The 17,843-nt window shown below is 60.6% G+C and carries 17 protein-coding genes; 7 read left to right on the top strand and 10 right to left on the bottom strand.

The window, feature by feature from the left end:
* The first annotated feature begins 54 nt into the window (after window positions 1-54).
* The 5 genes from JO015_14715 (at window position 55) to JO015_14695 (ending at window position 4,177) form a co-directional block, all read left to right on the top strand.
* Complete coding sequence (locus JO015_14715) at window positions 55-570, top strand: hypothetical protein (GenBank protein ID MBW0000350.1); 516 nt, start codon at window positions 55-57, stop codon at window positions 568-570.
* 5 nt (window positions 571-575) lie between these two features.
* Complete coding sequence (locus tag JO015_14710; protein ID MBW0000349.1) at window positions 576-1,007, top strand: type II secretion system protein; 432 nt, start codon at window positions 576-578, stop codon at window positions 1,005-1,007.
* Window positions 986-1,465, top strand: a complete 480-nt coding sequence (locus tag JO015_14705) for a hypothetical protein (GenBank protein MBW0000348.1) — start codon at window positions 986-988, stop codon at window positions 1,463-1,465. The genes JO015_14710 and JO015_14705 overlap by 22 nt, the downstream gene beginning before the upstream one ends.
* Before the next feature lie 212 nt (window positions 1,466-1,677).
* On the top strand, window positions 1,678-2,154 hold the full coding sequence (locus JO015_14700; protein MBW0000347.1) for a hypothetical protein: 477 nt from the start codon (window positions 1,678-1,680) through the stop codon (window positions 2,152-2,154).
* Window positions 2,120-4,177 (top strand): hypothetical protein, encoded by a 2,058-nt coding sequence (locus tag JO015_14695; protein MBW0000346.1) that lies wholly within the window; start codon window positions 2,120-2,122, stop codon window positions 4,175-4,177. Before JO015_14700 ends, JO015_14695 begins: the two co-directional genes overlap by 35 nt.
* 354 nt (window positions 4,178-4,531) lie before the next feature.
* Here the strand turns inward: JO015_14695 and JO015_14690 are convergent, their stop codons facing one another.
* The 9 genes from JO015_14690 to tadA (JO015_14650) all read right to left on the bottom strand — a co-directional run bounded on the left by JO015_14690 (window position 4,532) and on the right by tadA (JO015_14650) (window position 15,409).
* Window positions 4,532-5,740, bottom strand: a complete 1,209-nt coding sequence (locus tag JO015_14690; protein MBW0000345.1) for a type II secretion system F family protein — start codon at window positions 5,738-5,740, stop codon at window positions 4,532-4,534.
* Window positions 5,716-7,434 (bottom strand): Flp pilus assembly complex ATPase component TadA, encoded by a 1,719-nt coding sequence (tadA, locus tag JO015_14685; protein MBW0000344.1) that lies wholly within the window; start codon window positions 7,432-7,434, stop codon window positions 5,716-5,718. Before tadA (JO015_14685) ends, JO015_14690 begins: the two co-directional genes overlap by 25 nt.
* 3 nt (window positions 7,435-7,437) lie before the next feature.
* The gene (locus tag JO015_14680) at window positions 7,438-8,064 is read right to left on the bottom strand and encodes a hypothetical protein (GenBank protein ID MBW0000343.1); all 627 of its coding nucleotides are present in this window, start codon (window positions 8,062-8,064) and stop codon (window positions 7,438-7,440) included.
* Entirely contained in the window at window positions 8,054-10,174 is a 2,121-nt protein-coding gene (locus JO015_14675; GenBank protein ID MBW0000342.1) for a type II secretion system protein GspD, read from the bottom strand. The genes JO015_14680 and JO015_14675 overlap by 11 nt, the downstream gene beginning before the upstream one ends.
* A 67-nt stretch (window positions 10,175-10,241) precedes the next feature.
* Window positions 10,242-10,778: a hypothetical protein gene (locus JO015_14670; GenBank protein MBW0000341.1), complete on the bottom strand. Its 537-nt coding sequence runs from the start codon at window positions 10,776-10,778 to the stop codon at window positions 10,242-10,244.
* A gap of 238 nt (window positions 10,779-11,016) precedes the next feature.
* A complete protein-coding gene (locus JO015_14665) occupies window positions 11,017-11,553 on the bottom strand; it encodes a hypothetical protein (GenBank protein MBW0000340.1) in 537 nt (178 codons plus the stop codon).
* Window positions 11,554-11,680: 127 nt separating this feature from the next.
* Window positions 11,681-13,480 carry a hypothetical protein gene (locus JO015_14660; protein ID MBW0000339.1) on the bottom strand — a complete coding sequence of 600 codons (1,800 nt, stop codon included), beginning with the start codon at window positions 13,478-13,480 and terminating at the stop codon, window positions 11,681-11,683.
* A 100-nt stretch (window positions 13,481-13,580) separates the two neighbouring features.
* Complete coding sequence (locus JO015_14655) at window positions 13,581-13,982, bottom strand: type II secretion system protein (protein MBW0000338.1); 402 nt, start codon at window positions 13,980-13,982, stop codon at window positions 13,581-13,583.
* A gap of 77 nt (window positions 13,983-14,059) precedes the next feature.
* Window positions 14,060-15,409 carry a Flp pilus assembly complex ATPase component TadA gene (gene tadA / locus JO015_14650; GenBank protein MBW0000337.1) on the bottom strand — a complete coding sequence of 450 codons (1,350 nt, stop codon included), beginning with the start codon at window positions 15,407-15,409 and terminating at the stop codon, window positions 14,060-14,062.
* 202 nt (window positions 15,410-15,611) lie between these two features.
* Here tadA (JO015_14650) and JO015_14645 point away from each other — a divergent pair, with 202 nt between their 5' ends.
* Window positions 15,612-16,712: a hypothetical protein gene (locus tag JO015_14645; protein MBW0000336.1), complete on the top strand. Its 1,101-nt coding sequence runs from the start codon at window positions 15,612-15,614 to the stop codon at window positions 16,710-16,712.
* Between the two features lie 5 nt (window positions 16,713-16,717).
* Entirely contained in the window at window positions 16,718-17,401 is a 684-nt protein-coding gene (locus tag JO015_14640) for a hypothetical protein (GenBank protein ID MBW0000335.1), read from the top strand.
* Between the two features lie 289 nt (window positions 17,402-17,690).
* Here JO015_14640 and JO015_14635 read toward each other — a convergent pair.
* Window positions 17,691-17,843, bottom strand: a 153-nt coding sequence (locus JO015_14635; protein ID MBW0000334.1) for a hypothetical protein, incomplete at its 5' end; no start/stop codon positions are given.

Here is a 17,843-nt window from a genome sequence, read left to right as displayed (position 1 = left end):
GGCGAAAGTCCTTGCAATTATAATAATTACCATATATGCCGTAGTGGATCGTTTATGCTTGTTGTTCGCCGCGTTTTGCCCGTTGTCGTCGCTGCGTTGTCCCTCGCCGGCATCGTTCCCGGCGCCGGGCAAGCCGCGTTTCCCGCTCCTCCCGAGATACCCAAGCCAGCCGTCATGCCCGGACCGAACCACTCGGCCGCGGCCGGTCCGGCAACGCAGGCTGCTCCCTCAACCACGACCTTACAGACCAAAACCGCGCCCCGCACGCCTGTTGCGTCCAGCCTGGGGCCGTCTTCTTCTTCTTCACGCTCCGGCATCCGGGCATCGCCGGCTGCCGCGGTCCCGGCGCCCGCATCCGGCCCGGCCGAGAACGCTCCAAAAATCGTGCGGCTCTATCGTGGTCCCGGGCGTTTCGACGAGAAGCTTGCAGGCCAGTTGAAACTCGCCCTGCAAAAGGCTTTCGGCACGGAACCCGCCTCGAAAAGCCAACCCGGCAACAGCCCGGGGTCACCCGCCGGGGCCGATTCCGGCCCGGGCAAGATCGCGCAGAACACCATTAAGGTAAATTGAGTTGCATGCCGACCAAGCCTGTCTTCCGGTTAGGCGCTTCCTCATCGTCCGGCACCACGCTCGCCGAGTTATCCATCGTGATTACGGTCCTCCTGCTGCTGGCCTCCATGGTCGTGATCGGGACCACGCCCTACATCGCCTACCGGGACGGCCGTCAGGCAGGCGAGGCGTTGCGGAGCGTCTACGCCGCACAGATGAATTACCTCTCCGACAATCCCGGGGTGGACCTCACTTCGCTGACTCCGGCCACCGCGACGGCGGACATCGTTCCCTACCTGCCGAACGGGACCTCGCTTCCGGTCTTACCGTCCGTGAACGGGGTGACGCCGCAGATTCTGGTCAATCGGATTCCCCCGGTGGCGTCTTTGGACGGCAAAACTCCATACGATCCGTCCGGCTCAACCACTGACGGCTTATGGGATATAGGCAGCTACTGAACCCCGGACGAAACCTGGTCGCCACCGCAGGCCGCCGGACCACGAGGTCTCAACTCGGTTCCGGCCTGTTCGAGGTGAGCCTGACCCTGTTTCTACTCATCACCATTGCGGTATACAGCATGCAAACCACGCTTGCCGCCTACCAGGCCCAGAACTGGTCGGTGATCCAGACCATGACCGACGCCCAGGCATCGATTGAAACGGCGTTTGCCCAACGCTGGGTGTATGGCCAGATCGCGAGCAGCAATCGTTGGCCGGTTTACCCGCTTTTTGTCAGTTCAATCGTGACGGCCGGCCAAACGCCTTACGGTCCGGTCAATGTGGAGGTTCGACGCACTTGCCACGCCAACACCGACCCTGTCAGCGGGGTGCAATCTTACCTGCTCGAATCGTACGTCACCTATACAAACGGCAAACGGAGCTACTGCAAGCTCAGCAAAGTGGTGCGCACACAATGAAGGTTCGGAGTTCGGAGTTCGGAGTTCGGAGTTCGAGGCGGCATTACGGGTGTCGGCTGCCGGCGGCAAGCCCAGGGTTTCCGGTTCGATCTTTCTTTCTTTCGGCGTGTTCTGCGGGTGGGCTTTACCCCACCACGCGGTGTTTCCGAACTCCGAACCCCGAACTCCAAACGCCGAACTCCACTCGCGGCACCACCCTGATCGAACTCGCCTTGGTCCTGGCCGTTTCGTTGCTCATCGCTTCGGCCCTGGCGTCGCTGCTGAACGTGCACTGCAAAATGTTGAGTGTGACTTCAACCTACCGTTTCCTCAGCCAGCAGGCGCCGCAACTCGGCCTTTTGTTGACAAAGACGATGGGTAACGCCGACGATTTCCGGATTTACGGAAACCTGGGCGACGCCGTCGCCGATCGGAACCACGTTCTGACCGGGCCGGTCGTCCGGCTCTGGATGCGGGAGCCGGGGGCGGCTCCGCGTACGGCGATTCTTAGTTTCTCCGCGACCGGGACGGCCAAAGGGTTGTGCTACTACCTGGCGGGTTCGAGCGGTTCGTTTCCGGCCAGCCCGAGCTGGAAGATGCCCAGCGGCAACCTGACCAACGCCACTTTCGATGACACCACCGGCATCCTGCTGGTCACCCTGCAAGGGAGTAATCATGATCAAATTACGTTTGCAGCCGAAAAGAAATGAACGCGGTGAGGCCGTCCTGCTGACGGTAGCGCTGGTAGGTTTCGCCATCCTGGCCATGACCGCCGCCCTGCTTATGTCGTCCAGCCTGTCCCAGGCCAACTCGCGGGTTACCACCGCCAAAATCGACATCGACCTGCGGGAAGACGTCCTCGTACGCGCCATCCTGCAGCAGACCGCCCAGGGGATGCTGCCGAATGCGGGCGGCAGCTACGCCAGCTGGAACAGCATCCTGACGGCGGCGGTTAACCAGGTCAACGCCGTTTCCTATGCCGACCCGAACGAACTCGGCACGATTTTCCCGAGCGGAACGCCGACCATGAGCACGTTGGGCGACACGGGCCAGACGACCCTGGCGGTTTTTCAGGGCTACCAGGGGAAAGAAACGCCGTTCGGCGGCTCCGAAGGGTTAGCTAACTTCGATCCGGCCTACGACCCAACGACCGAACCCGCCTGGTACGGGTGGCCGTCACCCAACTACTGGGATTCGACCACCGCGATCAACAACCCGTATCCTTTCTTTACCGGTTCCCAGTATAACGGGACCTCAAGTACGGTCCTGACCAGTTTCAATCCCGCTTACCGTTGGCAGCCGATGACCTTTCCAAACCTCCGCCTCGCTTACAAAAAGCCGGGGGAGACCTTTGTGGCCCGGCGCGTCTGGTGGAAGATCCCGATCTGCTTTCAGACCACGCAGCAGATGGCGGGAGTCAGCGCTCCGAAGGCGCGCTTTCCCGCGGCGACGCACAACTACATCCTTTCGGTCTACGAAGTGCCGAGCCAACTGCCCATTACCGGCAACGTGCCGATCGAGGTAGGCCGTAACCCCGACGGAACGTTATGGGGCAACACCGGTTCCGGCGCGGTCCAGATCAACGGCCCGATCTTCGGCGACCAGATCCAGTTGTATGGCGGCACGTACGCCGATACCCTGAGCGCCCGGCGCCAGTTGAACGTGGTAAATTCCTCGACGGTACTGGGAGAGGTGTTTGCCGACAACACCTACCAGAACTTCGGCCAGCGCGAACTCCACGACGCCAACCGGACCACGACGTACGCGACGAGTTCCGGTTCAGTGCCCGTTTACGCGCCCCTTTCAGACGCATCCGACACCGGAAAGATGATCGTTATGCCCATCCTGCCGGGAGACGATTTCCTGAAACCTGCGCCGGGCGGTGTGCCGGCCAACTGGGACCTGTACGCCCGGCCATACTACAAGAGCCAGATGCGAATCCTGATCTCACAATGGAATTCGACGGCAAACAACGGGAATGGAGTCTATGATTTCACGGTCTATCTTGCGCCCGATTCGAGCAACGCGTCCAACGCCGTGCTGCCGCTGAACGCGATGTTCGGCATCCCGGACAACAACTCCAAGGTCCGTGCGCTGCGGTTTACGCAGGGGGTCAGCGGGATAGGCGACAACCTGAGCCAGGCCGCGGGGTTGCTTACGCAGTTGCCCGGTTTCCCGGGTCAGAACGTAGCGCGATTCGACTTTTCAAAGCTCGCGACGTTTCTGGCGAATCAACTCTCGACTCAGGCGAGCCCGAACATCCTGGTCCACGCAATCTACATCGGAATCAATCCGAGTTCATCCTACGCCGGCACTTTGGCGAACCTGCCGCTCTGCGTCGCCAACGGCAGCGACCTGAGCGCGTTCACCTACGGCCTCTCGATCATCACGCCGTTGACGCTCACTTTCCTGGATAACTTCAACACGGTCCCGTTAACCTCCCCCTACGATTCCAGCGATCCCTACGCGCCGGTCAGCGTCTACGCGCAGCAGATCCTTTACGGCTACACCACCCAGAATGCCCAGGTCAACTTCAACGGCCGGATCGACGTCGATACCCCTGGTAACGTAACCAATGGAACCATCAACCCGCTTTCGTTCCGTTCCGGCGGCAGCGGCAGCATCGTGGGATCCGCGAGTTCGACCTACAACCTCAAGCAGATCAACAACGTTAACATGGTCCCGCCGATCACCCGCGTGACCTGGATCCTCACAATGGATAAGATCAGGTAGTCAGCACACAGGCACACGGCGGCCACAGCGGGTTGGGCGGGCACGACGACTGAGTTCACACGGCGAACACGGCGGGAAGACTGAGTTACCTGGAACCCGATGCTCGACTGCGAATTCGGTGCCCGGCAAGGATTACGCCGTCTTTGGCCGGAGCGGCGGTTGGTAGCAGCCAGGAGCTTTAGTGCCGATTATTCCAGCCGCCGCTCCGGCCGAAGACGGCGTAAATTCCAGCCGCGCATGACCGGCGGCCCGCTTTTGTGGCATTCCTCTTCTCGCCGTGTTCGCCGTGGCCCGCCGTGTTCGCCGTGTGAACTCTTACGTCGTGCCCGCCCCCCCGCTGTGCCCGTGGTGTGCCTACATTTGACTGGCCTGCATCATCTTCGGACCGGCCAGCACGATCGGCATGTAGGCGCCGAGGTAGATAAACCCGATGATCGAAACCGTCACCAGTTTGCTCATTACCCCGACGAGACCCGTAAAAAGTTCGATCCGCTGCGCCGTTTCCTCCTCGTACAAGTTTCGCAACAGCAGAAGTTGCTCGTTCAGGTTCGAGGCCTTTTCGCCGACCTCGATCATGTGCGTCAATTGCGGATCCATGGTCGTGTGTTTGCGCATGGCCTCGCCGAGGTTCATCCCGAGCGCCTGTTTTTCTTTCACCACACGAAGCTCCTTCTCGAATGGCGTGTTCCTGAGCGTGTTGGCGCAGGTCTCTAAGGCATCGGCGATTGGAATGTTATTCGACACCAGCATCTCAAACGTGCCGACGAAGGTCAGTTGACGGAACCCCATGACGATTTCTCTTAACAACCGCCACCGGCTCATCAGGAGTTTGCCGAACTTTTCGCGGAACGCGATCGAACGCCAGAACATGACCCCGAGTACGATCCAGCCGATGGTTGCCGGCATCCAGATCGCCTGGAAAACATGGGAGAACCCGAAGGTAAACGACGATATCGGATCGTTCTGCACCCGCATGTCGCGCAGCATCTTTTCGACGTTTGGAACCAGGCTGGTCTGCGAGTAGATCAGCAGGAACCAGAGAAACGCCAGGATACAAATGGGTGTGGCCAGCGCCTTGCGCAGCTTCGAAGTGAATTCCTGATTGGTCCGCATCCGGCGGGCGAGCGCGCGGAATGCCGCCGGCAGATTGCTTGCCATGGTGCCGGCTTTCACCAGCCCGACGAACGTGGGATCGAACCGGCGGGTCACAGCGAACGCCTTGTGATTATCTTCGCCGCGCTCCACCGCAACGGCGATCGAGCGCAACGCCAGCCGCTGATCTTCCTGGGTTACCCGCGCCAGGTAAAACTCGAGCGCCTTCGGCAACGGGATCTGCGCATCGAGCATCGAGGCGACGCTGTTGCACATGACAATCAGCGCCTTGGTCGGGAACGGCCTGATCCTTTGTTTCCCGGATTCCTTGGCGGGTGTGGCGCTGATCGCCTGCCACTCGCCGGTAGCAGCAACCAGCATGGCTGCCTTGCCGTCGACAGCCGCCACCTGCACGGTGCGGTTCCGGGGATTGCTGCCGGAGCTTTTCAGAGTAACGAGGTAGGTTGCCATTTCTTGTCTCGCGCGGAAATGAGGCCGAGGCGGACCGAGTCGGCGGCGCTCGGCAGGTCGATGACGCCGTTATAGAGCAGATCGAAGGCCAGCTCCCGGAGGGAAGGAACTTTATATTGGTCGTAGATGAAGTTGGCGATCTCGATTGAGGTAAGTTCCCGCTGCATGATCAATTCGGTGACTTCATCCGTGATCGGCAGGACCTCGATGATCGCCTGACGGCCGGCGTAACCCAGGTGGTCGCACCGGGAACAACCCGGGCCGGCCTTGAAGATTTCGTGGCCGTCAAACACGTCCGGCAACCCGAGTTGGTCGACCATCTCGGTGTCGAGTCGCTGCGCTTCCTTGCAATGCCGGCACAATTTCTTGGCCAGGCGCTGGCCGCACGCCGCCTTCAACGTTTCAGCCACATAGAACTTCGGGACGCCCAATTGCATCAGGCGGATGATGATCTGCGCGGGCCAGGTCGTGTGGATCGTGGACAGCACCTGGTGCCCGGTCAGGGCCGCTTCGATGCCGAGTTCGGCCGTCTCGCGGTCCCGAATTTCTCCGACCAGCAGGATGTCCGGGTCGGAGCGCATCCCTGATTTGATGTACTGCGGACCGTGACGCACATCCTCCATGTTGACGTGGGTCACCATCGCGATTTCTTCCTCGACCGGGTTTTCGATGGCGATGATGTTGTAACGGGTCCGGAACAGTTCCTTGATCATCGCAACCAGGGTGGTGCTCTTGCCGGACCCGGTCGGGCCCGACATCAGGATCATACCGTCCGGAAGGTTTAGTGCCTGCCGGATGTACTTCATGGTCGCCGGATGCAAGGCGAGCGATCCCTGCCCCAGCTTCGGGCTGACATAGGATTTGTCGAGGATTCGCAGCGTGTAATGAAAGCCGCGGTAGGAAGGGAGCCGTTCGGCGCGAATCGCGATCCGCCGGTTGCCGATCAAGGCCGTGAACCGGCCGCTCAGGGGCAGGCCCCGGTTCTTGTCCATCGTCTCAAAACCCATCAATTGGACGAGCAGATTGTCGGTGCGGTTGATGATTTTGACGTCCAGGTCCCGCCGTTCGATCAGGTCCCCCTCGATCCGGTAAGTAAAGTGGAAGCGATCCTTTTCGGTCAGCAGATGAATATCGGAAGCGCGCCGGGTTATCCCTTCCTGCACGATTGACTGCAGGTTGCGTACGACGCCGTCGTCGGACGGCGCGTTCAGGTCGAAATCCTTGATTTCCTCCTCGATCTCCTCGAGGTTGAGCTGGCGAATTTCGTCCTGCGTGATCTGCTGGATCCGGGTCTGGTCGGTCAGGATCGCGTCGATCTGGGAGGCGTAGGTCAGGATGCACGCGAGGTGCAGTTGGGGGAAACGTTTTTCATAGATCAATTTGAAACTGGAATACGGGTTGGCGATCGCCACCGTGAGCACCTCGTCGGTCCGGTGCAGCGGAACGGTTTTTTCCTTGCGCAAGGCATCCCGGTCGAAAAGTGCCGGCAGGGTTTCATCGACCAGACCCTGGATTGAGTGCAGAAGGGGGATGCGGCGCAGGTAACCAAGGGCTCCCAGGACGTCGGCGGCATCCACCTGGCGCGGCAGTTCTTCGTTCGAATAGGTGGCCAGCGCGGGAATCCGTTCGCGCAGGGCAGCCGTGACCTGCTCCTCGATGGGGCGCGGAAGTTGGACACCGATCTCGTACGCCATCGTTCATCCCCCACAATGCGCGCGAAAGATGGCCGGCCACTGCGCCGGGGTGAGTGCCACGTGCGAATAGAAGCGGTGCCTTGGTTCCCGGCGGTGCTGGGTGAAATAGTGGTCAAGCCAGGCCCCCACGATCTCGCCGGCCAGCGGGTTGAGGCTGGCGGTGGTGAGGGTGCACGGGCTGCTGGCGTCGATGATGGCGCTTCCGGTCAGCCGGCAGACAGTTCTCACTTCGCAGTAACTCCGATAAAACGCTTCCGGAGGCGGAATGCGCGGCGTCACCCCCCAGGCATGAGCATTGACCAGGCGTTGGAGGGCGCGTACCCCGGTGGCCAGTTTTGCTTCATCCAGAACGACGTGCAGAGCGGTCTTGCCCTGCAGGCTCAACGCGTCCGCGTCAGCCCGGAATTCCCGCAGCTTCTCCCGGGCGTCGGTCTGATCCAGGACGCCCAGTTCGACCAGCACGTCATTGGTCACTTCCGCAAGTTTCTGAGCCAGCAGGAGCGGGGTCAGACCACCCCAGGCACCATAGCGCAATGCCTGGTTCCACGCAGACGATCCTCGGAATGCCCCGCTGTGCTCCTCACCTGCACCGCTACCGTTTAATCGCAGCCGGAAGACGTCAGTTTTCATCGTCGCGAGCCGCTCCGGGGAGGCGCTTCGTCCTGCGCGGTTGCGGATTGACCAGGTAAGCCCGGGGTGCGGGCGCCGGCACCTCGTCCGGAACCCGGTACTGCTGCTCCAACCGTCTTTGCTCACGCTCCTGCCGGGTCGTGGCCGGGATCGACCGTTTGTTTTCCGGGTTGTCCGGGCTGAGCGGATTCGTGTCGGGCGCCTGTTCATCCGGGTCGGATAATCCCTGCCGCAGCGCAGGCGGGTAGATCTCGGCATTGTGCCCGGTCGTCTGCGGGTCGGCGTAGACGTCCAGCGGGTTGGCCGTGTAGTGCTGGCGGTTCAGTTCGTTTATGCCAACCGCCTGGGCAGGATCAGCCGCGTCGTAGGCCGTCGGCGTGATGATGAACACCAGGTTGGTGCGCTGTTTTGTGTCCTGTTTACTGCGAAAGGCCGCGCCAAGAAACGGGATGTTCCCCAGCACGGGCACCTTGTTGATCTGCTGCGACTTGTTCTCCGTAATAAAACCGCCCAGGATCAGGCTGTAACCGTTCGGCACCCGGGCGAGGTTGGCCAGGTGCGCCTCGTTGACGATCGGGTAGCTGTTCGTGATGCCTGACCCGGCGGACACCGCCTGCTGCCCGACTTCCGTAGCGACGGTGCCGGTGATGGCCATGCGAATGGTACCATCCGGCAGCATGGTCGGCACGACGGCCAGTTGGGTGCCGATCTCGCGCCGGTCCTGAGGCGGGTCGGTCTTGTCTTTTGCATCAATCTGGTAGCGGACGTCGTTGGCGATGTTAGTGGTGCCGTTCGACGTCGTGACCGTGCTGGTCACGATCGGGGTGCGGGTCACGACGTTGATGTTAGCCGGTTCGTTGTCCTCCGTAATCACCAAAGGCGCGTTTTCGATGGTGACGTTCCCGTTGTTATAAAGAGCCCGCAGGATGGCGCTGACCGCCACCGGCCCGAACGTCACGCCTACCGGTTGTCTGGTCGTGGACACGGCTTGCTGCGAGGTGGTGGACTGCTGCGAGGTGGTGGATTGCTGGGACGTGGCGGTGCTGGCAAGGCTGCTTACCAGACCAAGAGCGGAATTTAAGGATCCTGCCGCCGACGCCGTAACCGTCGTCCCTTGCTCGCCCAGCGTTTGCGACCAGTCGATCCCGACGTTTTTGCCTGCGGTGAGATTGATGCTCAACACCCGGACCTGCACGGAAACCTGGCGGCGCGGCCGGTCAATGCTCGAGAGGTAACTCGCAACGCGGCGGATCGCGGTCTCGTTATCGTTCACCACGATCATGTTGACCTTTGGTTCGTAGGTAACCAAACCGCGGTCGGGCGTAAGAAAATGGCCGAGCATGTTTTGCACGGCTTCCTGACCGGCCGGATGCAGGTACTTTAATTCGTACCGGAACTCCTGCGGTGGAAGGCTGGCCAGCTGATCCTGGGTCAGCGCGTAAAGGGTCAGGCCACGTCGATAAATGACGAGATTATACTGCAGCGCAAGTTCCTTGATGCTCTCGAGCGGGTCGGAGGTTTTGAAGAGCTCACCCGTGACCCGGATCTTGTCGAGATTAGGGTTATGAAAGAACTGCATCCGCGCCTTCCGCGCCAGGAACTGGTAGAGATCGTTGATCGGGTAGTCGTCCAGGTAGTAGACGTTGTTGGTTGCCGACGGCGGTTCGACCGGTTCGAAACTCCGGCGGGGTGTGGGGGCAGGAACCACCCGCCGGGGCGGCTTGTACGGTAGTGACCGGAGGATGTCAGACCCGGACGTTGAGTCGGGCGAGGGCGGTGGTGCGTCCGGATCAGCCGCCGCTTGCGCCAGGAGCAGTTGCGGTTCGGAGTTCGGGGTTCGGGGTTCGGGATTCGGAGTCGCCGTGTCGGTCGTGCGATCCTGAGTGTCGGGTGTCGAGTGCCGGGTGTCGAGTTCAGAGGCACCGTGGTCGGCCGTAATGGCCGGCAGGTTGGCACTTGCCGGATGAACCGGCGTCACCATTGGATCGGTGTCCGGGTGCGGCCGCTCATCGCCGGCTGCCGCGGTCCCAAGGTTTTGGGCGGCACAGCTCACGAGCAGCAGCGCCGAAACAAACCGTTCCCTTGTATACAGCCGGCGTCGATCCATCATGGTCGCATCAGAGGATGTGTGAGGGGCGGCGGCAAAGTTAATCACCGCGCGCCCCTCACACATCCTCTCACTTCGGACGCAGGAAGAGAGTTCCTGACGTCAGTTCATCTTCCTTGGCGTCTGGTAACTCTTTCGGCACCGTGTGGATCGTCTTTACCGTAGATTTTTGCAATTCTGCATCACAGAACTCGACCTCGCCCTCGCCGACGCGCCGGACCCAGACCGGAAAAAACTTGCCCTCCAGTTGTACGATCAGCAGGTCCCCTTCCCGTATCAGTTGCGACCCAAGCAAAAGTTCCCGTGCCCAACCGTTGACTGCCCCGATCGAAAGAGCTTCGACGGCCTTCTCCCAGGTTGGGGCGTTTGGGTCGGGGGTAGGGGATGCCGCAGCAATTCCCGGGCTCGGCTTCACTGCCGCGCTGGGCGATGCGTTGGGCTGCCGCGGCGCCAACGTGATCTTGACCGGAGGCAAGCCCCGAAACTTGCCCCGAATCTCAACCCGGAACGGGTCGTAAGCGCCCGGTTGCTGGTTGGGTCTCTGGCGGCTGACCAGTTTGCTCTCGCGAGCTTCCATCCAGGCTTTGTCACCCAGCCTTTGGATCACATCCAAAGGTTTTGGCGCGAGATCGGGCGCGGCGGATGGTTTCGGGGCAGGGGAAATTTCAGGGCCGGCAAGGGCCGGAACCAGCGCAAATGCGCCTATCGTCGCAAACGCAGAAATACCCGACAAACGTGCAGCGCCCCGGACTCGGACGGCGCACTTCCATCCGCCGTGCCGGGCAACTTTCGCGAGCCGAATAAGTGTTTCCTTCAACGCCATCGCGCAATCGTTGGCTTTCCATCTACTCGTCGGTCAGGACCGCGTAGTTCAGCATCGATTCCAGGCCATTGCCGGAAGTGGCCCTTTGAATCGTCAATGATTCGAGAAGCAGGTTGGGCGCCTCGCTCTCCCAGTGCAGGGCGGCCAGGTTCAATGTCTCCCAGCGTGCAGAAAACTTCAGCGTGAGCGACCGGCATTGCGCGAAGAAGCTGCCCACCCCCGGCCCCGACGCGCTGTATTCGCGCAAGGTGCGGTCGATGTCATCCTGCGTATAACGTTCCAGCGCCCCTCCCACGGCTTGGTCGATGCGCGATTCAAGATTTTCCGGACTCAGCCACGCCTTGACCTGCTGAGCCTTGTCCTGAACCGAAGACAGCTCATTGCGCATGAAAGTGAGTTGGCGGGTTTGAAGCTCATTCATCTCATAGCGTTCCGCTGCTTGCCGCTGCTGCTCCTGAAGATTCAATAGCATGAGCAGCAAGCCAAGGCAGGGAAGCGCCAGCCCAAACAGCGGCAGGGCCACGTCAAATACCAGTATCGCTTTCAAATAACGGCTCATATACGGGTAACGGGTAACGGGTAACGGGTGCAGTTCGGAGTTCGATGACGGGCTCTTAATCTGTGTTAATCTGCGTAATCTGTGGATGATTTATCTCTGTTCTGCGTTTATCTGCGTGTTCTGCGGATTATTTTTTCTTCGTGGCGAACGGCTTCAGGGCAAGCGGATCATCAGCCGGTACGGTCTGGTCGACCACCAGCCGGAACGCGTACGGAAACGCATCCCCTTTCTTACTGTCATACGCGGTGTTAGCCTCTTCCCGGTATGTTGCCTTCAACGTCCGGCCGCCGCCCGGGAGAAAGCTTACGTCATCCAGCCGTTGCCGCGCCTGGTTGAAGATGTCGTTTAGCACGCTGCTGTCCTGCAGCCGCTGCAGGTACGCCGAACCGCGGTCATCGCACATGCCTTCGATAGTCCATTCGCGAATCCACCCTGCAGTACTGGGGCTCTTTTCTTTAGTATCTACCTCTTTGAAATTGTATTTAAGGCTGTTGCAGACAATGTCATCGGAAGGCGGGACAAGGCCAAACCCCAGGTCCATCACGCTCCAGGCCTGGCTGCGCGGGGTAAGCACGCCCCCCCATTTGGTCAGGTAGGCTTTCGTGTTCTGGGTGGTTGCGAGGTCATTCTGGACGTGTTGAGCGAGTTGGGGGTTTAGCCGCGCCGCCGGCGTCTGCTGTCCGCTCCACCACATCCACGCTGTGCCCGCCAGCAGAAGAACCAGCGCCACGGCCAAGCCTGTGTTAACGAAGCGAAGAATCACCATCGCCGAGGCGATGGGGCGCGAGACTCGCAGTTGTTTGGTGGCGCTATCCGCCGGCCAGAAATTCCGGCGCGCCAGGTAGTTCCAGCGGCCCGGCTCTGCGTGCGCGTCCAGACTGAAGCTCAGTTCGGCCTCCTTGGACCGGAACGGCGCCTCTTCGACGAGGAACTCCGGCCGGACCAGCAGGCCGTCAGGAAATTCCGTGCCGGCATGGTTTTGGCAGAGTTCCCAGAGCGCGGCGGGCGCAAGGACGTGCACTTCGAGGTTCTCCGTATTACGGGGATGGCGTTGGACGTATTCCTGCAGGCTCTCGAAGAGGTCGCCGGGGTCGCGCGACCCGCACTGGACGAGAACCAGGTTGCAGCCATCAAGAAACCCGAGCGGTTCAAGCAACGCGAACACGTCGTCGCCAAAATTCGGCGGCACCGTCCCTCCGTGGTGCGGCAGGACGCTCAGGTTCAGGAGGCCGCGAAACAGTGGCGCTAAAACGGTGAACCGATCGTAGAACAACGCGAGAACGTGGGGCCGTTCAGGGGTCATTGCCTGGTAAATTGCCAGCAGCACTGCGAGCATCTCCGCCGGAGCGCTCCGCACTGAAACCTTCAAATCCTGACCCGGCCCGCTCAGGTTTTCCAGGGCCTCCAGCCAATCGAGGACGTGATTAAGGGCGATGGCTTTCCCGCCGCAAAGCAACGGGTAATAACGCCACTGGGAGCCGCGGCCAGTCGCTTCACTTAGCCCGGCGACGACCCGGTTAGGCGTTTCACAAATGATTTTACTCGCTTCCAGAAAGGACTCCGGATTCTCGTACTCTTCGTGCACGATCCCGGATTCGAAGTGATCGGCGAGGTGAAGAATGATGCCGAGTTCCAACGCTCCCTTCTGCTGCGACCGGAGATCGGTAACGCACTTCAACAGAAAGTCGGATGGGCTCAGTCCCGTCGCGCTGAAATCGGGTCCGGGTTTCCAAACCGAAGGGCCGGCCGGATCGCCGAAGGTGAGCGCCGACGTGAGGCGCTCACCGTCGAAGAACAGGTGCCAGCGGATCGGTTGCTTTTCCGCCGGTTCGAATGCCACTTTTGAAAGTACCCGCCGCAATTTTGCACGTTGCCGCGCGAGGCGGTGAGCGCCGGCAAGGTCCTGAAATTTTTGCAGCAGTGCCATGCGTTCTTAACGAAGCCATCGTGCGAATTACGGGGTACCAACAAACAGCAAAATTCCAGGTGCGGTCTGCCGCACCTGGAACTGATTCAAAGGGCGCGAATTACCAGCTGCTGAGATCTCCTGCGGGAGCGTGGCCTTTTGAGCACGTTGCGAAGATGATGCCTACGGGTGTCACCCCGCCTTTGTCACTGTAAGTTCCGCCGGCCGGGCAAGTCAGGCTGGGACTAAAATAACCCGCGTTGGCCAAGTCGGCGATCGTCACGCTGCCGGCCGTTCCGGTGGTCGGCGGCGACACGCTATTCGCAGCCGACCAGCTCCGCATCGCTTTCTGAATCGTCGAAATGTTCAGGATGCAGGCGGACTGGTTCGCGGCATTCTTCCAGCCGCTGATGCCGACGAACAGGACGCCGACGAGCAGCAGGATGACCGCGATTACCACGGACAATTCGATCAGGGTCGTACCGCGCTGGGCGGCTAAACGTTTACTGGATGCTAACTTCATTTTGGTGAGGTATGGAATTTGGTTTAGTCTATCTAGGTTAATTGTGGCTGGAGAGGACTTCTACCGGTCACTTCCGCCTATTTGTTCTCCAGGCCGGTGACCTGGTAGAATTGATCGAACGTCTCCTGGCTGATCCGGCGCGCGGCCAACAGAGCTTTCAGCTCGTTGTTCCAGCGCCGGTTATACGGCTTGTTGAGACGTTCTTCGACATCCTGAAAGGAGCCGTCCACGTATTTGCGGATGGCATTCCTGTCTTCGATCTCCTGGATCGAAAAGTATTCGCAGCAGAGGACGTACTTGCCGGTCGTGTCCGGCATCAGTCCCTGGGAAAGGATAAAGGAGCCGACGTCGGCGTACTGCTGCAGCACGCTCCGGGCTTGTTCGAGATTAAACATCTGCCGCATACGGCCGAGCGTCTTGCCGGCCCCGCGGGTATGAAGGGTCGAAAGGATAAAGTGACCGGTTTCAGCGGCTTCCAGGGCCGTCTTGAGGGTCTCGGCCGTCCGGATTTCTCCCACCAGGATGATGTCCGGCTTTTTACGCAAGGCATCGTTGAGGCCCTGGTCGAAACTCCTGACGTGATGACCCACTTCCTGCTGGGTGACCAGCGAAGGTGAGGGGCGGGGACCGGTCGGCCCGTCCGCGGTCTCCGGGTAGCAATACTCGATCGGGTCCTCAACCGTGACGATGTGTTTGTGATGGTTCCGCCGGACCCAATCGATCAGGGCCGAAAGAGTGGTCGTCTTGCCCGAACCGGTCGGACCTACCACAAGTCCGAGCCCCTGCTTTTTGACAACTTTCTGGCGGAGCGAATCGAGCACCTCCGGCGGCAAGCCGCATTGTTCGAGCTGGGCGAGCTTGTTGCGCAGGACGCGCAGGGTCATGCCCAGACCGGCATGGGAAAAGTGGGCCTGGACCCGGAACCGGCCCCTGAGCGGGCTGTTGGGGTCTTTGCCCTCGCATGCAAAATCGAGTTTGCGCTCGGCCATCAGCCGTTCGCGCAGGTCATCCTTTTCTGTTCCCGAATCAAAACCGCTGAAAACCGTGCGGGCCCGGTACAGGACCTCCAGCATCTGGTAAACGTCTTCGAACGAAAGCCTGCCGAACGGCTCGTACGCTTTGGTCGACCCGGCACGGTTAAGGTAGATCAGCTTGCCCGCCTGGATCTGCACGTCGGAAACGTTTTCCCGGTGCGATAACTCGCTTAATTCGGTCAGGATCGCCAATCCGCCGCGGCCGGTTCTCGCCGTATCGGTCGGAGCGGACCCTGGGCTCGTTTGGACCTGCAGGGCGGCCACCGCGGTGGAATCGGCCTCGGGCTTTACCGCCACTCGCGGCGCAGGCATCGGCGCCGGGCGCGTGGCGATCTGCGCGTTAACACCATCCTCCGTGCCGGCGGGGCGTAGAGAGCGAGCAACAAGTTTCATCGGGCCATTTTGAAAACGGACGGGATCAGCTTACGGGCAGGGATCGGCAGGGGCGGCAAAATCTTTAGAAATTATAATATTTAGAATGTATACTCGTTGAGCAAGCTCGCGGACCAGGGGGTAGGCACCTTCGGGCCAGTAGATTTCGCTTGCCGATTTTGTCTAAATAATATATTCAATATGGTAAATATCAAATCGCCCGATGAAATTGTTGTCTCGTCCTCAGCCATTCGGGCCGAAGGCCGGCGTCAGACCGCTCCGGCCCGGCCGAAACCGGCGCTTCGGCGCGTGGGCCCGGTATGCGTGTTTCGCTGCCGTGGCCGGTTCCCTCCTCAGCGCCAACGCCGGCCAGACGTACACGACCCCCATCGGCCAACTCACCATCACGACCCCCGAGGGCTCGGCAACGTTTACCGGCCCCAATAATAACCCTGACTCAAGTCCCGTCCTGCAATGCCGGGCGGGTTACAGCTATTCGGTCAGTTCGTATTGCTACGTGCCCAACAACGGCAAGTTCGATCCACAAGGCGAAATCGGCGTCGAGCGCTATTACGCCATCCGCCACGGCGGCAACCTCTACGACGCGCCGGTCGAGGTCCAGGTGGGCTCGAAAGATTGGCCCGCCAACTCGGGCCTGGGCAAAACCCGCACCTACGGCCCCTACACGGCTGCGGATTACCTTTCGCAGTCATCCGGCGGCGGCTCCTGCGGCGACGGCGGTGGCTCGGGTTGCGGCGGTGGTGGTGGCTCCTGCGGTGGCGGGTCTTGCGGCAACGCTCCCTACCTCAAGGAAACCATCGTCCTCGGTTACTACAACAAACATTCCGGCACGCGCACGGCCATCCTGGCTTCGGCGAATATTTACGTCTTTCCGCCCGCGGTCCCGTCGTCCCAGTCCCTCACGTCGACCTCGACGCAGGTCCAATTTACCAACGTGCTCACAAACCAGGCGCTCAATAACAGCACTTCTTCCGGCGATCCCCCCGTCGTCCAGGCCGCACTTTCCAACCTTTATCCCGGCGGAACCTCTTACCTTCGGATCTATCCCGGTAAACAGACTTCCAATCCTTCAAACGTGACCATCATTCCGAACACTACGGTCGTAGCACCCTGGGGCGACATCTCCAGCCGCACCCTCCTGATCCCGACCGGACCCTACCTCAGGCAGCAGGGCTATTATACGATCGAAGCCATCCAGCAGGTTCCCGCGTACGGAACCGATCCGGTCCTGTTAAACACCGCGACGTTTAACGCCAGCCTCGGGTTTGCCGTCCATGCCGAGGTCGGCACGGTGATTCATTAGCGGCCATGAAAACCCTTCTATTTGTTGTTCTGATGTCGGCGCTGCTCATTACGGTGGGCAGCGGCCAGGAAATCGACCTGTTGCCGTGCCAGAACGCCAACGGCAAAAACCTCCGGGTGGGAGTGGCGGCTCAGGGCGCCACCCTGAATGGAATCGTGTCCCGGGACGAACAAAACGATTTTGCGTACCTGCCGATCTCGGGCGACCTCAGTTTCCAGAATTTTCCGGCCAGCCTCATGGAAGTGTTCTATGCACTCGCGCCTCCGGACGCCAACAACAACGTCACCGTTTGGGTGATCATCAGTAACCCCGTCGCCCCGGATACGTTTGATCTCCCGACGGCCATGAACGACGCTGTTCCGGACGCGTTGAACCAGAATGGGTGGACGGCGGCTTCGTATTCGGTACAGGCCGTCAGTGCAGGGCTCCAGGTTCCCGCCGGCACGCAATTCTGGGTTTATTCGTCCACCGGCAGCTTAACGCTGGCGGGCGATCCCGCGATCTTTCTGACCGACGCCACGTCGGTCGACGCGGTCATTGCCGCCGCCACCCAGGCGGTGACGCTCGACCCGAGCTCGTTTATGCCGCCGGACGACTCCGATTCGCAAACCGCCGATGCGGACACGACTGACGATTCAGACCCGGACGGCGCCGCCACCGACCCGGGTAATTCGGGAACGACGCCATGATCGTGACGCGACGCCCGCAGGAGAATCATCCGCAGAACACGCAGACCACGCAGAAAGGGAGAAAGCATCCACAGATTACACAGATTAACACAGATCAAGGGCACACGGCGGGTTGGGCGGGCACAACGCAAGAGTTCACACGGCGAACACGGCGAGCCACGGCGACCACGGCGGGAAGACGGAATCATCCGCAGAACACGCAGAAAAAGATCCACGAAACCGGAGCTTGACACCGGCAGGCGGCGCCCATGATGCCGCTCCGAACTCCGAACTCGACACCCGTTACCCGTTACCCGTTACCCGTTACCTTCGCGGCGATCTCAGCCAGCACCGTCTCCAGCGTCGCCGGATCCACCGGCTTGACCAGATGCCGTGCGAAACCTGCATCCGTGGATTTGCCCCGGTCCGCTTCTTGTCCCCAGCCGGTCATGGCGATCAGCAT

The organism is Verrucomicrobiota bacterium (genome assembly GCA_019247695.1).
GTDB lineage: Bacteria > Verrucomicrobiota > Verrucomicrobiia > Chthoniobacterales > JAFAMB01 > JAFBAP01.
This window is presented reverse-complemented; position numbering and strand designations above follow the sequence as displayed.